Genomic DNA, 18,205 nt, shown 5'->3' with positions numbered 1-18,205 from the left:
TAGGCGCGGGCCGCTGACCTGCCCACACCGCCCAGACGTGTCCCAGGATCCACCATCAGCTGCGGAACGCAGGCCGAAGGCCGCGCCCGGAGACCAGTGTGACGCCACTACCACTTCGGTCGGCGCAACAGCCGCGACACGGACCCGTGGCGGTGCGCATCAGCCCGCTGGTCGATGGCCGTCACTGACGCGAGGCCGCGGGCAACAGCGTCCTGCTCGACTCTCGCGATCAAGGACCCACTGTCCTCTACCGGTGGGTCGGCGGGGCCATCGTGTGGAACAAGGTGCTCGCTTGGAACCCGGCCGCGGCGCGGAGCAGGGTCGCCTCAGCGAACGGCTTACCGATGATCTGCATGCCTATTGGCAAGCCGGCATCGTCGAAGCCACACGGGACGCTGATCGCCGGCAGACCGGTCAACGAGGGCAGCCCGGTGAACTGCATGATCACCGAGAGCATGTCCTCCGGCACACCCTCATCGATCTCTACGGTGACCTCACCCAGCGGCGTCGCGGTAAAAGGGAGGGTCGGACATACGAGGACGTCTACCCGCGCCAACGCCGCGAGGGTCTGGTGGCGCAGCAGTGCCCGATACCGCTGGGCCTGCAGATACTGGGTCGCCAGCAGCATCTCCCCTGCCTCGAGCAGGAGGCGCACATCGTCGCCGTAGTCCTGCGGACGCTCACGGAGCCAGCGCTGATGGTAGGTACTCGGCTCGGCGGCTTCCACCGTGAGTTGAGCGGAGATGTTGCCGTCTATGTCGGCGATCGAGACCTCAGTGGTCTGCGCTCCGGCGCCCTCGAGTGTCGCCAGTGCAGTTCGGAGTGCCTTGTCCACCGCAGGCTGCACGTGGTGCAACGAGTAACCCTGGATGAGACCTATCCGCAGCCCGTCCGCACCGAGATCGAGGTCCCGGCCGAAGTCCTCACCGGCCCGGTCCACCGAACCGGGGTCGGCCGGGTCGTACCCGGCGAGCGCGGTCAGCATGGTGGCGCAGTCCGCGGCGGTGCGCGCCATCGGGCCGACCGTGTCCATGCTCCACGCCAATGGGATGACGCCGGCGTTGCTGACCCGTCCGATCGTCGGCCGCAAGCCGGTGATGCCGTTGAGCGCCGACGGCAGCCGGATCGATCCACCGGTGTCGGTGCCCAGCGCACCGAAGCACGCCCGAGCCGCCACGGCCACACCGGATCCGCCGCTGGAGCCGCCGGGCATGCGTGAGGGATCCCATGGGTTGGTGACGAACCCGTAGTGCGGGTTGGCAGACGTGCCGCCCCAGGCGAACTCGTGCATGTTCGTCTTCCCGACGATGATCGCGCCCGCCGACCGCAGGCGACGCGTCACCGTCGCATCCTCGGCTGGGCGGTGAGCGGCCAGGATCGCGCTACCGGCCGTCGTGGGCTTGCCGCGGACACCGATGTTGTCCTTCAACGCCACCGGCACCCCGTGCAGGGGGCCGATGCGGTGCCCGGCGGAAATCATCGCCTCGCTCGCTCGGGCGACCGCGAGCGCGTCCTCCGCATCGACCGAGATGAACGCACGCGTGTCGGAGAGCTGCTCGATGCACCGCAGTGATGCCTCGACCAGCTCCACCGGGGACACCTCGCCCGCAGCAACGCGGTCAGCCGTCTCGGTCAGGCCGGCCTCCAGCACATCACTGCTCACTACGTGTTCTCCTTGCTGTCGATGCCGGTCTGGAGGAACACCACCGATGGCACGAGACCGTCGAGGTCGCCGGCCTGCATCCGCCTGCTCAGCGCGTTGGCGGCCGGAACCCAGGACGAGAGGAGATCCGCCACCGCGGCCACCCGCTCGTCGGGCAGGGTCAGGTCGGCCAGTCGCGCGGCCGCAGCGACGTCGCGTGGCGTCACCGGGTCGTGCGTCATCCCGACGCCCCTGCCACGACGGCGACCGGTTCCCGTACGGCGTGCTGGTGCATGTAGTTGGCGGGCAGGGCGAGGATCTCCTCGGTCTTGCTCTCCAGTTCGGACTTCGACACCCAGCCCTTCTCACGGGCGAGCACCTCGAGCGCGGCCATCCAACGCTCGTAGTAGCTCCAGTGCTCGAGGTCGGTGTGCTCGGCTTCGAACTGACGGATCGCCGCGATGAGCCGTTGCTGGAACTCCGCCCACGGAAAACCCAGCTTCTCGTGCAGGGCGACGGTCATGCTGAAGGCGCGGATCTCCCAGGCATGATCGAACGCAACGTCGCCGGATCGGCGCGGGATCTTCTCGTTGAACGGCAACGCGTCGACCAACGAGTCGACGTGCGGCTTGGTGTCATCACTGGGCTGCTCGTTGAGGCGCTCCATGATCAGGACGCCTGCGGGGTCGCGACATCGGCGACGCCGATCAGCGAGTCGCGAGTGACCAACTCGGCCAGCTGCTCCTCGGACCAGCCGTCGGTACCAGCGGGACGCTGCGGCAGGATCCAGTACCGCAGCTCGGCGCTGGAGTCCCAGATCCGGATCTCGACGTCGTCGGCGAGCTCGAGACCGAACTCCGCCATCACACCGCGCGGGTCCCGAGCAGCCCGAGCGCGGTAGGCCGGATACTTGTACCAGTTCGGCGGTAGGCCGAGCACGGGCCACGGGTAGCACGAGCACAGCGTGCAGACGACCATGTTGTGCACGCTGTCGGTGTTCTCGTGAACGATCATCTCCTCGCCCTGCATGCCGGAGACACCCATCTCCTTGCAGGCCTCGGTCGCGTCTGCCAGCAGCCGCTGCTTGAACTCCTGGTCTACCCACGCCCTAGCAACGATCTTCGCTCCGAGCTGTGGGCCGACCTGGTGCTCATAGACCGACGACATGTAGTCGATCGCGTCCGTTCCGATGATGCCCTTCTCGACGAGGATGGCCTCCATGGCTTTCACACGGGCTGCAGTCCGGTCATCGGCAGTGATGGTCGAGTGGTCGTGGTGCGTAGACATGTCTTCCTTCTCGGAATCGGGTGTGTCGGGCGACGACGTCGTGAACGGCCGCAGTCAGGCCGCTTCGAGGTAGGGCTCCCACAGGTCGATGTTGTTCACGGTGTTCCTCGCGCCGGGCTCGTCGCCCCACAGCTCCCGAGCGGTAAAGCGCACCGTGTAGAGGTGGTGGGGATCTTCTCCCAGTTCGAGCGCATTGCTGTCCGGGTAGACGTAGGCACCGTGGGTCGCGACTATTTCGCCGACTCGGCCACGTACATAACCGGCTCGGCGTGTGTGGGTGGTCGAGGCGTGCGCCAGGACACGCACCTGGTCGCCGACGGCGAACCTGGGCGCCTCGTCGATGTCACGGCGGCAGTCCATCCCGTTCGGGATGAGCTGCTTGAGCAGCTCGGTGAGGTCGGCCTTCGTGGCCTGCGGCACGGCCTCGTTCGGGTGCTCGTAGTAGTGCTGGGTGCGCCGCTCGAGATCCTCCGGGTCGAAAATCCCGGCTTCGGTCCCCCATCGAATGGCCGAGTGCATCCAGTGCTCGTAGTAGGTCGTGGTCAGATAGTCCGCCGGTGGAATCTGCTCCATGCCGAAGCGGAACTTGTCGATGTTGATGACACCCGCAGCTGCCAGCGCGGGGAACATGGTGAGGACGCTGCGTTCCCAGTCCGCGTGGAAGACTGGTTCGTTCTGCTCCGGGTTGATCGGGCCGAAGCCCTGCCGACCACCCAGATCGTGCACACCATCCATGTCACAAGCACCTTCCCTCGTTCACTGTGGTCGCCGGATACCTGTCTGAAGCAGCACCCGATTCGCCCGAGTCGCATCAGGTCGCCGGACGGGCACGGGACTGCGCTCGGGATCAGAGGTCGGGAGTCTGACTCACCCAGTCGGTTGCGGTCTCGTAGGCCTGGCCGAGACGCAGGATCGTCTGCTCCTCGTACGGACGCCCGATGATCTGTAGCCCGACCGGTAGACCGTTCGAGTCGAAGCCGCAGGGCACCGAAAGAGCTGGCAATCCGGTGATGTTGCCCGGAGCGGAGTGCCCGACGTAGGCATCCATGACGGACTTCCGCACTCCGTGCGGGAACTCGAACTCCTGCTGATCGACACGGGCCGCGGTCGCGGGAAGCGTCGGGCAGACAATGGCATCGAGCCCCTCGAAGGCCCGCCGGAAGCCGTCTTTGATAAGGGCACGGACCCGCAGCACCTTGAGGTACTGGCTGGCCAGCATCAGTTCGCCGGCCTCCAGCAGGACACGGACGTCGTCCTGGTAGGCGTCGCCTCGGCTGCGCAGCATCTCCTGGTGGTAGGCGGAGGCTTCCGGCATGATCAGCCCGAACTCGACTGCCATGAGCTGCTGGGAGTAGGGGATCTCGACCGAACGCACGGTGGCACCGTTCCCCTCCAGCACAGAGACGGCCTCACGCACACGCGCCTCCACCTGCGGGTCGATGTCATCGAAGAAGTAGTTGCTCGGCACCCCGACCGTGAGACCGGAGACTCCGGCATCGATGCCCTCGGTGTAGTCCGGGACCGCCACGTCGGCGGTGGCCGGGTCCCGAGGGTCGGAGCCGGCGAGGACACCCAGCACCAACGCTGCGTCACGCACCGTGCGCGTCAGCGGGCCCGCGTGATCCAGCGACCAGCACAGTGACGTCACTCCGTGCCGGGAGACACGGCCATAGGTCGGCTTGAGCCCCACCGTGCCGCAGAGCGCGGCCGGGATGCGGATGGACCCACCCGTGTCGGTCCCCATGCCCATGAGGCACTCACCGGCGGCGACGGCCGCACCCGAGCCTCCACTCGAGCCACCCGGGATGTGCTCGACGTTCCACGGATTGCGGGTCGTGGGCGTGATGATGCCGTAGGCGAACTCATGGGTGTGGGTCTTGCCGACCAGGATCGAACCCGCGTCCCGCAGTCGCTGAACACACGCCGAGTCATCGGTAGCCCTATGGTCCGCACGTACTTGCGAGCTCGCGGTCGTCGGCAACCCGGCCACATCGAAGAGGTCCTTGATACCGACCGGGATGCCGTGCAGGGGCCCGCGGTAGCCGCCGTCGGCAATCTCCTTCTCGGCGATGGCGGCAGCCTCGAGAGCCTGCTCCGCGGTGACGACGACGAAAGCCTTGACCCGGTCCTCAACCTGTTCGATACGGTCGAGTACCGAGCGCGTGAGCTCGACGGGGGAAAGCTCCCGCGAGGCGATGTGTCGCGCGGCTTCGGTGATGCTTAGCTGGTACGGCTTCATCACTCACATCCAGCGGGGGTCGAAGGCAGCGGCAGGCGGGATCTCGCCGACGTCGACGGTGTCCAGGCTGTCCATCAACCCCACGAGGAGATCGAGCGCCGGGCGCATTGCAGCCTTCCGCTCCGGTGTGAGCTCCAGACGGGCGAAGGACAACCCGTGGTCCAGTCCTGCCTCATCGATGTGTGCGCGCTGCATCTGTGTCCTTTCGAAGCTGCGTCTCACCATCGAGACACCACGTGGTCGAGGAACCCGACCGGGACGCGCGGAACCACCACAGCCGTCCGTCGACCGGCATGACCGGCGGCAGACAGAGTGACTGGGCGCACAGTAGCACTGTTCGTCAACAGGTGGACATGTATCGACGGACGTTGATGTGCGTCCCGTACGTGCCGTCGTCCTGGGCCTCTCAGATCGAAGGCAGCACAGGTTGCGGGCGGATTGGACGCACGTCGCCATTCGAGAGAACCGGCCGGCGATCGCCCCGGCTACCGAGCCTCCATCGTGGACGCTGTCAAACGCATGCCGCGCTCGGTGCTACACCTCGCCGCAATGCGGCGGCGGCATCTCCCCCGGGTCCGATCGAGGTCAACTCACGTCTTGCTGGATCTCGCCCGCTACATCCGCCGATTTCGTTGCTTCAACGTCGAAATGGACCCCGCCGCGAAGGATCGTTTGCAGGAAGAGGAAGGCATCGCGCACCGACCCCTCGGTGTCGAGCGAGTAGTAGCGTCGGCGTCCGTCACGGCGCTCGTTGACCACGCCCGACGTGCGGAGAATGCGCAGGTGACTCGACACGGTACTGCGCCCGACCATGTCGACGCTTTCGGCGATCTCGGTGACGGTGAGTTCACCACCCTCTCCGAGGATGGACAAGATCTGCCGCCGCACCCTGTCGGACAGAGCATCGAAGGCGAGATTCTCGTTCACGCTCACAGACACAACCTACCACTCGTCGATAGATGTCGACATAATGTCTGCAACACACGCTCCGGTCGGCTACCGGCACCGCCGGTTCCGGCCGACCTGGCCCGTCAACCCCGAATGCCGCCGCGATCACCGGTCGGACCCCTGCAGGGGTCACCCGGACCTCGCCGTCGACGCTGGACCGGCTAGCCGACCTCGTCGAAGACGACTCGCGCGCCGGCCTCGACCCGAGCGAGCTGAAGACTCGGCCGCAGGAGGTTCCGGGTGCCGATCCCGTCGCCGGCGGCGTCTTCCAGGTGGGCGATGAAATCCCGTACCGGCAACGGCTCTCCGGCCTCGCCGCGGCGTCGCACTGCGTCTGCGTACTGGACGATCGCTTCGTAGACGGTTTCCGACAGCGTCGAGACAGGCGGCGCCCAGGGGCCAAAGCGCTGCCGGTAGCGCGACACGAGACGCTCGTTGCCGTCGGTCGGTGCGGCCTCGTGGTAGCCCAACGCGGTCCAGATCCCTTCTGCGGACTCCGGACCGATGTAGTCGAGAGTAGTCTCCTCCATCGTCAGCGAGAGCGTGCATGTCCTGCTCCGGAGCCCGGCCGCAGCACACTGTCGCTCGAACTCGACTTCGTCGGCGCCGACCAGCGAGGACATCACGACGTCGGCTCCGGAGCGCTCGATCACGTCAATGATCGGAGAGAAGTCCGTCGTGCCCAGCGGGGTGAACGACTCCCCCAGGATGCGGCCATTCGACCTCGGCAGAAGCTGCCGCGCCGCCCGGTGCGCGCCGTAGGACCAGCTGTACTGCTCACCAACCAGAAACCAACCGTGTGCACCCGCCGTCCTCCTGATCCGGTCCGCCATCACCGCGATCTGCACCTCGGGACGCTCACCCACCTGGACGGCCGCGCCCCGACCGTGGTTGCCTCGCTCGTTCATGGAGGCGTGGACAGCCAGGACGTCCCGACTGACGGCCTGGTCGATCGCGGCGAAGCTCGCGCTCGTCCCGCACGCGAAGATTGCGTGGCAGCCGGCACGCTGGAGCCGCCGCGCCTCGGTCGCCGCGATCGAGGGAATCGATTCATCGTCGGCCACCATGAGTTCGACCTGGCGTTCGCGTACGCCGCCGCCGTCGTTGATGTCGTCGACGGCTAGCTGGGCCAGATACTCGGAGGCGATCATGCAGACCGCGAGCGGACCGGATTTGCTGGTCACCAGGCCGATACGCAGAGTATCGGCGTCACCCTCGGAATGAGGCAGCAGGATGCCGTGGTGCCGGACGAGCCACTCGACCGCCGACTCGGATACGTCAGCGCGGACCCGGACGCGCGTCCGGGCAACCCCGTGCGGCTGGAAACTCAGGCGAATCTTTCCCTGCCATGGCTGCACGTGCTCCACGACGATGAGACGGCCCGGACGGACCTCGGACACCCTGCCGAGCAGCTCCACACGATGCCGGTCCGAAGCATCGGCGATCGGGAGGACCATCCGGATGGGGGCGCCTACGGCGACCGAGTCGCACCGAGCGTCGAAGAGCCAGGTACCAGCCTCCGCTCGACCGAAGAGCGCGAAGGCCTCGTGCGGTGCAAGTTCAATGACCGACTCTGCGGTCAGCGAAACGGAACTCACCCGGGCACCTACCATCCAGAACGCGTCTCGCCAACTGCCGAGGTCGTGACGAAGCAAGTGCCGCAGTCTGCGGGCTGCCCGGCAGCTGTGTCCAGCGACGCCGCCCGTCTTCACCGTCGGTCTGCGCCGCTGCTCGCGAGCACGGCGGACCCAGCAGCAGCATTGAGTCGATGTATATCCACATGTTAGCGTCAGCTGTTGTGACGCCTGTGACACCTCTGCTCGACCCCGACACCGTGGCTGCCCTCTCGGGCGACGTCGTGATCCTCGATGCGACGACCCATCTGGCCACTCCGGCCGATGGCATGCCGTACACGGTCCACCCCGACCATGAGGGGTTCCTCGCCGGACATGTCCCCGGGGCCCGGTTCGCCGACCTCGCCTCCGACCTGTCGGACCCAGCGGGCCGCTTTGCATTCACCCTGCCGTCCTCGGAAGCCTTCGCGGCGGCCGCAGGGGCACTCGGGATCGGCGACGGCACGCATGTGGTCGTCTACGACAACGCCGGAATGGTCTGGGCGACTCGGGTCTGGTGGCTCTTGCGCGTCTTCGGCCACGACCGGGTGTCTGTGCTCGACGGCGGTCTGCGGGCCTGGCGCGAGGCCGGTCATCCCATCGAGACCGACGAAGCCGCAGCCCCGCCCGCGACCACCTTCACCGCCCGGTTCCGTCGCGAGCTGGTCGCGGACAAGATCGACGTAGCTGCGCTGTCCTCCTCAGCCGGGACGCTGGTCTGCGCGCTCGACGCCGCGACCTTCCGTGGCGAATCCGAGGTCACGCCCTACTCGCGGCGCGGCCGCATCCCCGGCAGCTCGAATGTGCCCCATTTCCGGCTGATCGACCGGGCGAGCGGAAAGCTGCTGGATCGCGACAGACTCGCGGAGAAGCTTCAAGGTTCCGGGCTACTGGACGCCGATCGGGCCGTCACGTATTGCGGTGGCGGGATCGCGGCGACCCTGCCCGCCTTCGCCGCATACCTCCTGACGGGGGCCGAGGTCGCCGTCTATGACGGTTCCCTCTCCGAGTGGACCGCTGACCCCGAGATGCCGCTCGAGGTGGGCTGACCTGCTGGTCGGATATGCACTCCACACCCTTGGGGCGCTGGGGAACGGCACAGGTTGCCACTGACCGTGGCGACCGCCGAGTCAGGCATCCATCACAACGTCGAGAACCTGGTAACCGGATTGCGCGGTACACGCGTCGTGGAGACCGGGAGCCTGGACGATGGAGTCTGAACCGCGGAGAAATCGGTCCAGGCCACCCACTTTCGGACCGACGCCAAAATGTCCCTACTTGCCACATCGGAGAGGTTAATGACTCCCAGTCAGATCGGTGACATCTCGCACGTCGCGATAACGGTGACGGACATTGACGCGAGTAGAGCCTGGTACACCGAGCTCCTCGGGCGCGATCCCCTCATGGATGAAGACACCGGCCGATTCCAGCACGTCGTCTACCAGCTCGGTGCCACGCTCCTCAGTCTCCACGGGTTTGCCGCGCTGCACTCCGAGGAACCGTTCGACGAGCTACGTCCGGGGCTGGATCACATCGGATTCGGATGCGCGTGTCAACGGCGGGTTAGAAGTGACCCCCTGGCGACGGTTTGGGATTGACCCCTGTGTGCCCGGTTCGTGCTAGTTGTCGCGGTCTTTGGCGAGGAGTTCGCGGCGGGCGCGTGTGCGGTAGGAGTCGCCGGAGAGGGTGAGGACCTCGGCGTGGTGGACGAGGCGGTCGATCATCGCGGCGGCGACGATCTCGTCGCCGAAGACCTCGCCCCAGCGTCCGAAGGGCAGGTTGCTGGTGACCATGACCGAGCCCTGTTCGTAGCGAGAGGCGATGAGCTGGAAGAACAGGTTCGCCGCGTCGTGGTCGAAGGGGATGTAGCCGACCTCGTCGATGATGATCAGCTTGTAGCGGCGGATCTTGCGTAGCTCGGCCTCCAGCTGCCCGGCCTGGTGCGCGGCAGCGAGGCGGGTGATCCAGTTGCCGGCGGTGTTGAAGAGCACCGAGTGCCCGGACTGGGTGGCTTTGACCCCGATCCCGATCGCGAGGTGGGTCTTCCCGATCCCGGGCGGTCCGAGCAGGATCACGTTCTCGGCCTTGGCCACGAACGTGCCGGTCGCCAGATGGGCGAGCAGGTCTCGGCGCAGAGAGGGCAGATGGTCGAGGTTGAACTCCTCCAGCGTTTTCACGGCCGGGAAGTGGGCGGTGCGGATGCGCATGGTGGTGCCGGCGGACTCACGGTCGGCGACCTGGCGCTCCAGGACCGCGGTCAGGTACTCCTCGTGCGACCAGTTCAGGTCGCGGGCCTGGGCGGCGAGGTCGTCCCAGACGCGGGCGATCGTGGGCGTCTTCAACACGCGAGTCAGGTAGGCCAGCTTCGAGCCGAGCTCGGTGCTCACGCCACCGGTCTTCGTGGCTTCCGTGGCTGCTGTCGTGCTGGTCGTCGCGGTCGTCTTCGGGGTGGTCATCTACTGCCCTTCAGCGGTGGCGGTCGGGTCGGGTGCGGGGTCGAAGTTCACGCCGTAGAGCGCGTCGTAATCCGGCAGCGCGCGCAGGGCCACGACGTGCCCATCGGTGTGGGAGCGCGTGTCATGGCGGGCGCGGTCACGGGCGGCGGTGAACGCAGTGCGCAGGGCGCGGGCGGTGGCCCGGTGCTCGGGATCGGTCACCGTGGCGCCGCTGGCCCAGACCCGCTCGTGGGTGGCCGCGATCTGCCCGGCGCAGGTGACCGCGACCAGGGCGGGAGTGGCGATCCAGTCGACGAACCGGCCGATCGCGGCCGGGTTGACCGAGTAGTCGTTGCCGTCGACGCGCACGTAGTAGTCACGCGCCAGCCGAACCCGCCCGGTCAGCCCGACCTGCGGCGCCACCGGCGGCAGGGCGACCATCGCGGCCCGGTCGATCGGCCACCGCGTGGCGGGGGTGGTCCCAATCGAGCGCAGGTGCCGGGCGCCCGCCACCTCGGTCAACCAAGTCTCGATCTGGGCGTTGAAGTCGAACGGCGAGACGAAGCTGCGTCCGGGCAGAAAGGAGGTCTCGAAGTAGCCGTTGCGCCGCTCCACCAGTCCCTTCGACTCCGGGTCCCGTGCCGGGGTGAGCTTGATCCGCACCCCGAGCGTCCCGGCGAACGCAGCTGCCTCGACGCCGGGTCGCCCGGTGCCGCCGATCGCGGCCTCGCGGTCCCAGACCAGCGTGCGGGGACAGCGGCCCCACCCTGCGATGATCTCCCACATCCCGGCCAGGATGTCGCCGGCCTTGCGGGACGGGATCATCACAGCGTCCGTCACCCGGGAGAAGCCGCAGGTCATCGCCAACACCGGCAGGACCCGCGCCCCGCTGGCACCGACCGGGATCGGGACCGGCGGGAACCACAGGTCGCACTGCGCGAGCTCACCGGGGGCGTACTCGATCCGGTCCGCCGGGTCGGGAGGGGCGAACAACGGCCGCAGCTCACGCACCCGGTCCTTGAGGATGGTCAACGAGTGTGTCCAGCCGATCCGCTCGGCGATCACCGTCGCCGGCATCCTCGGATACTCGGCCAGCAGGGCCCGGACCTGCGGCTCCACCTTGTCCACCAACGACCCGCGCGGTCCACGCTCCCGCGAGGGCGGCGCGTCGGCCCGCAACGCCGCCCGCACCGTATTTCGCGCCAGTCCCAGCCGGCGGACGATCTCCTTGATCGGCACGCCCTCGGCGCGGTGCAGACGACGGACCTCAGCCCACTCTTCCAACGTGATCACCCCTCCAGCCTCGATGGAGGGGTCAGTCCCAACCCGTCGCTAGAGGGTCAGTCTCAGCGCGTCGTCGACATGCGCGGACCGAAACGAGCTCGTGCGGTGGATGGAGCGATTGGAAGAGCTCGGGATCACGCATGGAGGGATCGTCGATGCACCAGAGGGCTCGGCGCTGTCGTTTCGAGACCCGGACAATATCGCGCTCGAGCTGTTCGCCTGGCCGGGCTGAAGGGCGACGACGATCCTGCCCGCGCCCACCGGCCGATAGCCCACGCGACCGTTCAAGACCGCGGAGCGCCCGACAGAACAGCACGCCGGAAGCTCCGGCCCCCAGCAGAATGACAACCGGGAGCCGAGTCTCCGTAGAATCGAGGACGCATGAGCGCGACCATGAAGGCCATCAGCCAGGACGAGCGCGGAGGCCCCGAGGTGCTCCGGCTCGTCGAACAGCAGGTACCCGAGCCCGGGCCGGCGGAGGTGCTCGTCCGGGTCCACGCCGCGGGGGTCAATCCCACCGACTGGAAGACCCGGACCCGAGGCTACTTCTACGGTGACGAGAAGCCGCCCTTCACCGTCGGCTTCGACGTCGCCGGCACGGTCGAGGCAACGGGTCCAGGAGTCACGGTGCACTCACCCGGCGACCAGGTCTTCGGGCTCCCGCGTTTCCCGCATCCGGCCGGCGCCTACGCCGAGTACCTCACAGCTCCGGCACGACACCTCGTCCGCGTTCCGCAGGGAATGGACCTCCTCCATGCCGCCGCGCTGCCCCTCTCGGGCCTCACCGCATGGCAGGCGCTCGTCGACACCGCGCAGGTGCGGCCCGGCCAGCGCGTCCTCGTGCACGCCGCGGTCGGTGGCGTCGGGCACCTCGCCGTCCAGATCGCCAAGGCACACGGCGCCGTCGTGGTCGGAACCGCGAGCGCGGGCAAGCACGACTACCTGCGCGAACTCGGGGTCGACGAACCCGTGGACTACACCGCAGGGCCGATCGACGAGCTCGTGACCAACATCGATGTCGTCCTGGACACCCTCGGCGGGGACACCCGTGAACGCTCCCTCGCGTGCCTGCGGCCGGGCGGCATGCTCGTGTCCGTCATCCCGCCGCCCGGCTTCGACTCGACGCTGCTCCCCCGACGCGACGGCGTGCAGGTCACGTGGATGCTCGTCGAGCCGGATCCGGTGGGACTGCGTTCCCTGGTCGAGCTCGTGGAGGCCGGATCCTTGCGCGTACATGTCGATCGCACGTTCCCGCTCAAGGACGCGGCGGACGCGCACCGATACGGAGAGAAGGGCCGCACCGTCGGCAAACTCGTCCTGACCGTCTCCTAGTGCGCTCCTGGTGAGCCAGGCTCGGGTGGGCCGGGCGCCCCAGACCGCGCCGGTCCTCGGCTGCGCAGCCTCATGGCGACCTGCCCCGTCTACCAGGAGCGCCACGCCGGACGACCACCAGTAAAGTTTGATCTTCAACCTGTGCGTTGTCGCCGTGCGGTGATGGTTGCGCTCGCGTTGACGGCCTTGCCGCCGTCGTAGCCGGCCGCGGCGTGTCGGTTGCGGGAGCCGGGTGGGCGTGTCTGCGCGGGCTTCCTGACGCGGCCCGGGCTCCTCCTGACTGCCGTACACGCGGACGCGCAGCGCCCTCGCTGGGTAGCTCGTCGATCGCGCCGTGCTACCTCCGGCGGACGGCCTTCACCCGTGTCATGACGCGGGGATACGACGGGCCCGCGTCACAACTCGTGTCATGCACGACCGCAAACGATCATACGATCACGATCAATGCTGGTCAGACTGGTGGGCGCGGCAGGGTTCGAACCTGCGACCGCTCGGGTGTAAAGCGCGTGGGCGACACCGCACGACGCCTCCACCTGCGACTCTGGTTCTGCCGCTGGCTGACATACCCGCCTCTTGTCACTTGGTTCACCGCCAGTTCGCACCACGAATGACTCCACGGCCGCGCCATCTCGTTCGTCAGCTACGGCCGTCGCCCCGTCGCCGTGACGGAGCGTCATCGTATCGAGGAGTCGCCAGCGGCGTCGATCTCTGGGCTCGGTCATGCGGCCTTGAGCACGCATGATCACCGGCACCGCCGAGGCTGGCGCATCTGTCTATCGACTACTGCAGGGACTCGTACCGCTCGACCGGGACGACATCGTCGAGCCCGGACAGGTCCACACTGCCATCGTCGCGCAAGGCCGGGAACACGACCGCCGGAAGCCCGTCGACCTCGACCCGGAACTCCAGACGCTGCCCCTCCCCCGCGATCAGCAGATGCAACTCGTCCAGCGCGCCCCTTCGTGCGACCGACCAACTAGGCGCGACTCCGCGGCCGGTCCAGTCGACGTTCTCCGCGTCAGGCCGCAGCACCCCGACCCGCCACCCCACCATTCCCATACCGGCCACCATGACCCAGCAGGGCCCGGCCGCGCCAGCGGCCGGACCCCACTCATCCACAGGGCCGGGCGCCCTCAGTCGAGGTCCGAGCCGTCGGTCGCGAGCAGGTTCGCGGCCTGCCGCCACCCGGCGAGCGTGGCGGTGAAGGAGGCGGCATCACACAGGTCGAACGCGACCGGCCCGACGCGGAGCCGCAGCACCCGCGGCACCTCTGATCCTGCCCGCGCCTCGACCAACCCACCCGTCACCCGCGGGGCACCTCCGAGTTGCACCATCGCCGCCACCGTCCACGGGCCCGTCGTCAGCACTCCGGCGCGGCGGCCCACCAACACCCCCGGCAGCGACGCGGCCAGTGGGGTCGCTGCGGCCCAGCCGCGGGCGACCATCTCGGCGGTGTAGTGGCTCCGCAGATAGAACAGCACCGTGCCCAGCGACAACCCGAGCTGACGCTGCTCGGTCCCGGCGAACTGCAGATCCACCCGCGTCGCCACCCGGCCCGCCACCCGTACCGAGAAGCCCGCAACCTGCGCGAACGCTCCCGGACCGTCTCCGGTCCCGTCCTGGCTCGTGGTCGCAGCAGCGGCCGTGCTGGTGGTGTGCTCGCTGGCGTTCATGCTGGCCTCCCGATCGAAGCGGGCCTGACGGCCCGGGCCCCCCTTGGGGTGGCGGGGCGCTGTACCCCGCCGCCGCAAGGCGACCCAGCACGGCCACCGAGGCTCGCCGTCCAGGGCCGGCCGCAGGCCGGTCGCGCAGCGACGCGTAGCGCCAGCGGAGCGCCCTGGACGGCGAGTGTGGCCGTGCTACGCCACCGGGCCGCCAGGCCACGCCTCAGGCGTTCCAACCCGATTCTTGGCCCGAGCGGCCTTGAGCGACCTCGACACCTCAGCTTGCTCTTTAACCTCGGCATACTGCTGTCGTCGAGTTGATGCAGGTCGTACGGCGTGTCGACCGGACATGGGTGCGGCCACCGCTTGATCCTCGGGTTCCTTCCACAGAGCTCGAAGACGAAAGCGATGGCCGCGGTGAACAGTGTGACCGATCGGCCCGACACCGGCGCGGGTGACACCCGGCTCGGCCACGGTGAACTCGGCCGGCTCCGGTGGGAGCTCTACCGAGCGTGCACGGTGCGGGCGGATGCACTGTTCGAGCTCACCGACGCCGTGCTGTGCGCCGACGGCCCGGTCCACTCACTGGTCGAGCTGACCCTGGTCGCCGAGCACCGGCGGGGACACGGCGCGATGTATGACGCACTGGCCTGCGGCGCACTCGAACCGGCGCGGCTGCGCCGGGCACTGACCGCGCTCCCGCTGCCCCGAGCCGCCGACGGGCGGCTCGTGCTGGCCGTGGATGTGTCACCGTGGCTGCGTTCCGACGCCCCGACCAGCGCTGATCGGCTGTTCTGTCACGTCTACGGCCGCGGGAAGGGCAACGCCCAGATGATCCCGGGCTGGCCGTACTCGTTCGCCGCCGCCCTCGAACCGGGCCGCAGCTCCTGGACAGCGCTGTTGGACGTGGTCCGGCTCGGGCCCGACGACGACGCCACCGCGGCCACTGCCGCCCAGCTACGCGCACTCGTCGAACGCCTCACCACCGCCGGGCAGTGGCAGCCCGGGGACCTCCCGATCCTGATCGTCACCGACGCCGGCTACGACATCACCCGCCTCGCTCACGTGCTCGCCGATCTACCGGTCGAGCTACTGGGCCGGATCCGCTCCGATCGAGTCCTGCGCGGGCCGCGCACACTGCGCCCGGTCCGGGTGACCGGGCGCCCGCCGCGACACGGCCCAAACTTCGCCCTGGCCCAGCCCGATACGCGGTGGGCTTGGCCCACACCACCACGACCGACACCCGCCGCTACACCCCGTGCGGTCGCCACCGCCTAGTACTACAGTCACAGTTATGGCGCTTGGGAGCGGGCGTTGTAGTGGCAGCGTCGTGCTCGGGCTTGATGGCGTCGTCGCCATCGTGACCAGCTCAGGACACGGGTCAAGCAGGGTGTGGGGGTCCAGATCAGCCCGGCGAGTAGGCGGCGGATCTCGGGCAGGGTGAGTGGTATCAGCTCTGCGGCCGGTCGTGATCGTTTTTTTGGGCGGCGGCGCGGGTGACGGTGAGGAAGGCGTGGGCGAGCATGGCCAGGGTGATGTGGCGGTACCAGCCGTCGTAGCGGCGGACCTGGTAGTGATCCAGGCCGACCTCGCCTTTGGCGGTCTGGAAGGTTTCCTCGATCGCCCACCGGGTCCCGGCGATACGCGCCAGCTCGCGCAGTGGGGTCCGGGCCGGTGCCGAGCACAGGTAGTAGGCGATGTCGGTGGGGTCGGTCAGGCTCCGCCGGGCGAGTCCCTCTCTGTCAAGCTGATCATGGGCAGATGATCTACTCGAAACTGTTGGTTTGAGGGCGTGTGAAGGAGATCGTGTCCCTCGTGACTGAACGACCTGAGGGAGAGCCGGACCCGGAGGTGCGGGCGTACCGGCCGCCGCAGCGCTATAGCGCGGCGTACAAGCAGCGGGTCTTGGCCGAGTACGAGCAGCTCGACAAGGAGGGCAAGGGTGCTCTGCTGCGCCGGGAGGGTCTGTACACCCAGTTGATCTCGGTGTGGCGCAAGCAGCGTGACACGGGCGCGGCGGAGGCGTTGCAGCGTCCGGTCGGGCGGCCGAAGGCCGACCCGCGCGATCGGGAGCTCGCGCGGCTGCGGGCTGAGAAGGACAAGCTCGAGACGGACCTAGCCACGGCTCGGTCGGTGATCGAGGTGCAGGGAAAGCTCTCCGCGCTGCTGGATCAGCTCGCCACCAGCAGCCCCGAGCGGGACGGCGGCGAGCCGCGGTGACCACCCTTCCCGACGCTGAGCCCTCGACCGACACCGAGCCCGGTGCCACGGGCGAAGACGCCGGTGTGCACGTGTTCGCCCGGGCGCAGCGGGCGGCGTGTGAGCAGCTGAGCGAGCTGATCGGGCGCGCGGGGGCCTGCCGGGCGACGGGGGTGCCGCGGTCGAGCTACTACCACCAGCACCGGATCAGCCCGGCCGGCCCCGCCGCGGCCGGCGCCCAAGCCGCACCGCGAGCGGATTCAGCCGCGGGCGCTCTCGCCGGAGGAACGAGTACGGGTGCGCGAGCTGCTCAACAGCGAGGCCTACGTCGACGAGGCGCCGGCCACGGTGTATGCGAAGCTGCTCGACGACGGCGAGTACTACTGCTCGATCTCGACGATGTATCGCATCCTTCGTGAGCACGGCGAGGTCCGCGAGCGTCGCCGCCAGGCCACCCACCCGCCCCGGGTGAAACCCGAGCTCGTGGCCACCGGCCCGAACCGGGTCTGGACGTGGGACATCACGAAACTGGCTGGTCCGGCCCGGGGTGTCTGGTTCTGCCTGTACGTGCTCATCGACATCTACAGCCGCTACACCCCCGGTTGGATGGTCGCGGCCACCGAGGACGCCGACCTGGCGCACCGGTTCTTGGACGCCACGATCGGTAACCACGACATCGACCCGGACACGTTGACCGTGCACGCCGATCGCGGCGGCCCGATGAAGAGCAAGAGCGTCGCCGAACTGCTGTCGGACCTGCAGGTCAGCCGGTCGCACTCGCGGCCGAAGACCTCCAACGACAACCCCTACAGCGAGTCCCAGTTCAAGACGCTGAAGTACCGGCCGGCCTTCCCCGAGCGGTTCGACTCGATCGAGCACGCGCGCGAATTCTGCGGCGAGTTCTTCACCTGGTACAACCATGATCATCGCCACTCCGGCGTCGGGCTGCACACCCCGGCATCGGTCCACTTCGGAACCGCGCCGCAGATCCGCCGCCACCGCGGCACGGTCCTCGCCGACGCCCACGCCGCGCACCCGGAGCGGTTCGTCCACGGCACCCCGCAGCCCCCGAAGCTGCCCGGCACGGTCTGGATCAACCCACCCACCGAGAAGGAGGCGACGCCCGGCCCGACCAACTAATCCAGCGAAGAACTTGCCCAAACGATCTTGACAGGTATCGTGCCACCTCATCCTCCGAATAGTCGAGATTGCGTAGGATCGCCTCGGCGTCCGCGTCGGCCACCGGCAGGCCCGACCGGATCTGCCCGGTATCTCGGCCCTTCCGGAAATGGAGTGCAGCCGAGGGTGTAACCGGCCCGGCGGCGGCGGTCGTGTCGCTGCGCTGAGCCTGGATCCACCGTCTCCAGGTCTGATGGGCGATAGTCGATCGTGCTGGGCGAGGGGCGAGGGTAGGGCGTGGTTGAGCCGCCGGTCCGTCCGACTCTTCCACTGTGGTCTCCGGTCGGCCCGTGCGGGGCGGTGGTCAGGAAGCTGCGGGTAAGGGGTCGCGCAGGGCGCTGCACCAGCTCCCCGGTCTGGCCGTGCAGCCTGCGTTCCGCAGC

Annotated in this window: 19 protein-coding genes and 2 pseudogenes; 7 read left to right on the top strand and 14 right to left on the bottom strand. The window is 68.4% G+C overall.

Translation table 11 applies throughout. The features are described 5' to 3' along the window. Positions 1 to 247 precede the first annotated feature (247 nt). From JOF36_RS12770 to JOF36_RS12730, 9 genes are all read right to left on the bottom strand, one after another. Entirely contained in the window at positions 248 to 1,663 is a 1,416-nt protein-coding gene (locus JOF36_RS12770) for an amidase (RefSeq protein ID WP_210026977.1), read from the bottom strand. Beyond that, positions 1,663 to 1,884, bottom strand: a complete 222-nt coding sequence (locus JOF36_RS12765; RefSeq protein ID WP_210026976.1) for a hypothetical protein — start codon at positions 1,882 to 1,884, stop codon at positions 1,663 to 1,665. Before JOF36_RS12765 ends, JOF36_RS12770 begins: the two co-directional genes overlap by 1 nt. After that, positions 1,881 to 2,309, bottom strand: a complete 429-nt coding sequence (locus JOF36_RS12760; protein WP_210026975.1) for a nitrile hydratase accessory protein — start codon at positions 2,307 to 2,309, stop codon at positions 1,881 to 1,883. The genes JOF36_RS12765 and JOF36_RS12760 overlap by 4 nt, the downstream gene beginning before the upstream one ends. 2 nt (positions 2,310 to 2,311) lie before the next feature. Beyond that, positions 2,312 to 2,929 (bottom strand): nitrile hydratase subunit alpha, encoded by a 618-nt coding sequence (nthA, locus tag JOF36_RS12755; protein WP_210026974.1) that lies wholly within the window; start codon positions 2,927 to 2,929, stop codon positions 2,312 to 2,314. Positions 2,930 to 2,983: 54 nt separating this feature from the next. Then, a complete protein-coding gene (gene nthB / locus JOF36_RS12750) occupies positions 2,984 to 3,664 on the bottom strand; it encodes a nitrile hydratase subunit beta (protein WP_210026973.1) in 681 nt (226 codons plus the stop codon). 112 nt (positions 3,665 to 3,776) lie between these two features. Further along, positions 3,777 to 5,168 carry an amidase gene (locus tag JOF36_RS12745; RefSeq protein WP_210026972.1) on the bottom strand — a complete coding sequence of 464 codons (1,392 nt, stop codon included), beginning with the start codon at positions 5,166 to 5,168 and terminating at the stop codon, positions 3,777 to 3,779. A gap of 3 nt (positions 5,169 to 5,171) precedes the next feature. Continuing rightward, on the bottom strand, positions 5,172 to 5,363 hold the full coding sequence (locus JOF36_RS12740) for an Asp-tRNA(Asn)/Glu-tRNA(Gln) amidotransferase subunit GatC (RefSeq protein WP_210026971.1): 192 nt from the start codon (positions 5,361 to 5,363) through the stop codon (positions 5,172 to 5,174). Positions 5,364 to 5,753: 390 nt separating this feature from the next. Further along, positions 5,754 to 6,101: an ArsR/SmtB family transcription factor gene (locus JOF36_RS12735; protein ID WP_210026970.1), complete on the bottom strand. Its 348-nt coding sequence runs from the start codon at positions 6,099 to 6,101 to the stop codon at positions 5,754 to 5,756. A gap of 176 nt (positions 6,102 to 6,277) precedes the next feature. Further along, on the bottom strand, positions 6,278 to 7,714 hold the full coding sequence (locus tag JOF36_RS12730) for an ABC transporter substrate-binding protein (protein WP_210026969.1): 1,437 nt from the start codon (positions 7,712 to 7,714) through the stop codon (positions 6,278 to 6,280). A gap of 170 nt (positions 7,715 to 7,884) precedes the next feature. Here JOF36_RS12730 and JOF36_RS12725 point away from each other — a divergent pair, with 170 nt between their 5' ends. Further along, the gene (locus tag JOF36_RS12725; protein ID WP_245350811.1) at positions 7,885 to 8,778 is read left to right on the top strand and encodes a sulfurtransferase; all 894 of its coding nucleotides are present in this window, start codon (positions 7,885 to 7,887) and stop codon (positions 8,776 to 8,778) included. A gap of 219 nt (positions 8,779 to 8,997) precedes the next feature. Next, the gene (locus tag JOF36_RS41375; RefSeq protein ID WP_210026968.1) at positions 8,998 to 9,327 is read left to right on the top strand and encodes a VOC family protein; all 330 of its coding nucleotides are present in this window, start codon (positions 8,998 to 9,000) and stop codon (positions 9,325 to 9,327) included. Between the two features lie 21 nt (positions 9,328 to 9,348). Here the strand turns inward: JOF36_RS41375 and istB are convergent, their stop codons facing one another. Together istB and istA are read right to left on the bottom strand one after the other, a co-directional pair. Further along, positions 9,349 to 10,185 (bottom strand): IS21-like element helper ATPase IstB, encoded by an 837-nt coding sequence (istB, locus tag JOF36_RS12715; protein WP_245350810.1) that lies wholly within the window; start codon positions 10,183 to 10,185, stop codon positions 9,349 to 9,351. Next, entirely contained in the window at positions 10,186 to 11,457 is a 1,272-nt protein-coding gene (istA, locus tag JOF36_RS12710; protein WP_210026967.1) for an IS21 family transposase, read from the bottom strand. A gap of 100 nt (positions 11,458 to 11,557) precedes the next feature. On the opposite strand from istA, the gene JOF36_RS40070 reads away from it, so the two are divergent. Together JOF36_RS40070 and JOF36_RS12705 are read left to right on the top strand one after the other, a co-directional pair. Further along, on the top strand, positions 11,558 to 11,680 hold the full coding sequence (locus JOF36_RS40070) for a VOC family protein (protein ID WP_281071314.1): 123 nt from the start codon (positions 11,558 to 11,560) through the stop codon (positions 11,678 to 11,680). 161 nt (positions 11,681 to 11,841) lie between these two features. After that, entirely contained in the window at positions 11,842 to 12,780 is a 939-nt protein-coding gene (locus JOF36_RS12705; protein ID WP_210035487.1) for an NADP-dependent oxidoreductase, read from the top strand. 780 nt (positions 12,781 to 13,560) lie between these two features. Here JOF36_RS12705 and JOF36_RS12700 read toward each other — a convergent pair. Further along, on the bottom strand, positions 13,561 to 13,839 hold the full coding sequence (locus JOF36_RS12700; protein ID WP_210026966.1) for a hypothetical protein: 279 nt from the start codon (positions 13,837 to 13,839) through the stop codon (positions 13,561 to 13,563). Positions 13,840 to 13,913: 74 nt separating this feature from the next. Beyond that, a complete protein-coding gene (locus tag JOF36_RS12695) occupies positions 13,914 to 14,453 on the bottom strand; it encodes a hypothetical protein (RefSeq protein ID WP_210026965.1) in 540 nt (179 codons plus the stop codon). Between the two features lie 417 nt (positions 14,454 to 14,870). Between JOF36_RS12695 and JOF36_RS12690 the strand changes: the two genes are divergently transcribed. Then, on the top strand, positions 14,871 to 15,722 hold the full coding sequence (locus JOF36_RS12690) for a transposase (protein ID WP_210026964.1): 852 nt from the start codon (positions 14,871 to 14,873) through the stop codon (positions 15,720 to 15,722). A gap of 172 nt (positions 15,723 to 15,894) precedes the next feature. On the opposite strand, the pseudogene JOF36_RS38885 reads toward JOF36_RS12690, so the two are convergent. After that, a pseudogene (locus tag JOF36_RS38885) lies at positions 15,895 to 16,176 on the bottom strand (IS701 family transposase); the annotation flags it as partial. An 83-nt stretch (positions 16,177 to 16,259) separates the two neighbouring features. Here JOF36_RS38885 and JOF36_RS41600 point away from each other — a divergent pair. Then, complete coding sequence (locus JOF36_RS41600; protein WP_210026963.1) at positions 16,260 to 16,664, top strand: hypothetical protein; 405 nt, start codon at positions 16,260 to 16,262, stop codon at positions 16,662 to 16,664. Between the two features lie 71 nt (positions 16,665 to 16,735). Continuing rightward, positions 16,736 to 17,783 (top strand): annotated as a pseudogene (locus JOF36_RS41370) (IS3 family transposase). The last annotated feature ends 422 nt before the right edge of the window (positions 17,784 to 18,205 follow it).

Source organism: Pseudonocardia parietis, from assembly GCF_017876315.1.
GTDB classification, from domain to species: Bacteria; Actinomycetota; Actinomycetes; order Mycobacteriales; family Pseudonocardiaceae; genus Pseudonocardia; species Pseudonocardia parietis.
Note: the sequence above shows the minus strand (reverse complement) of the source record. Positions and strands in the feature narration are given on the sequence as shown.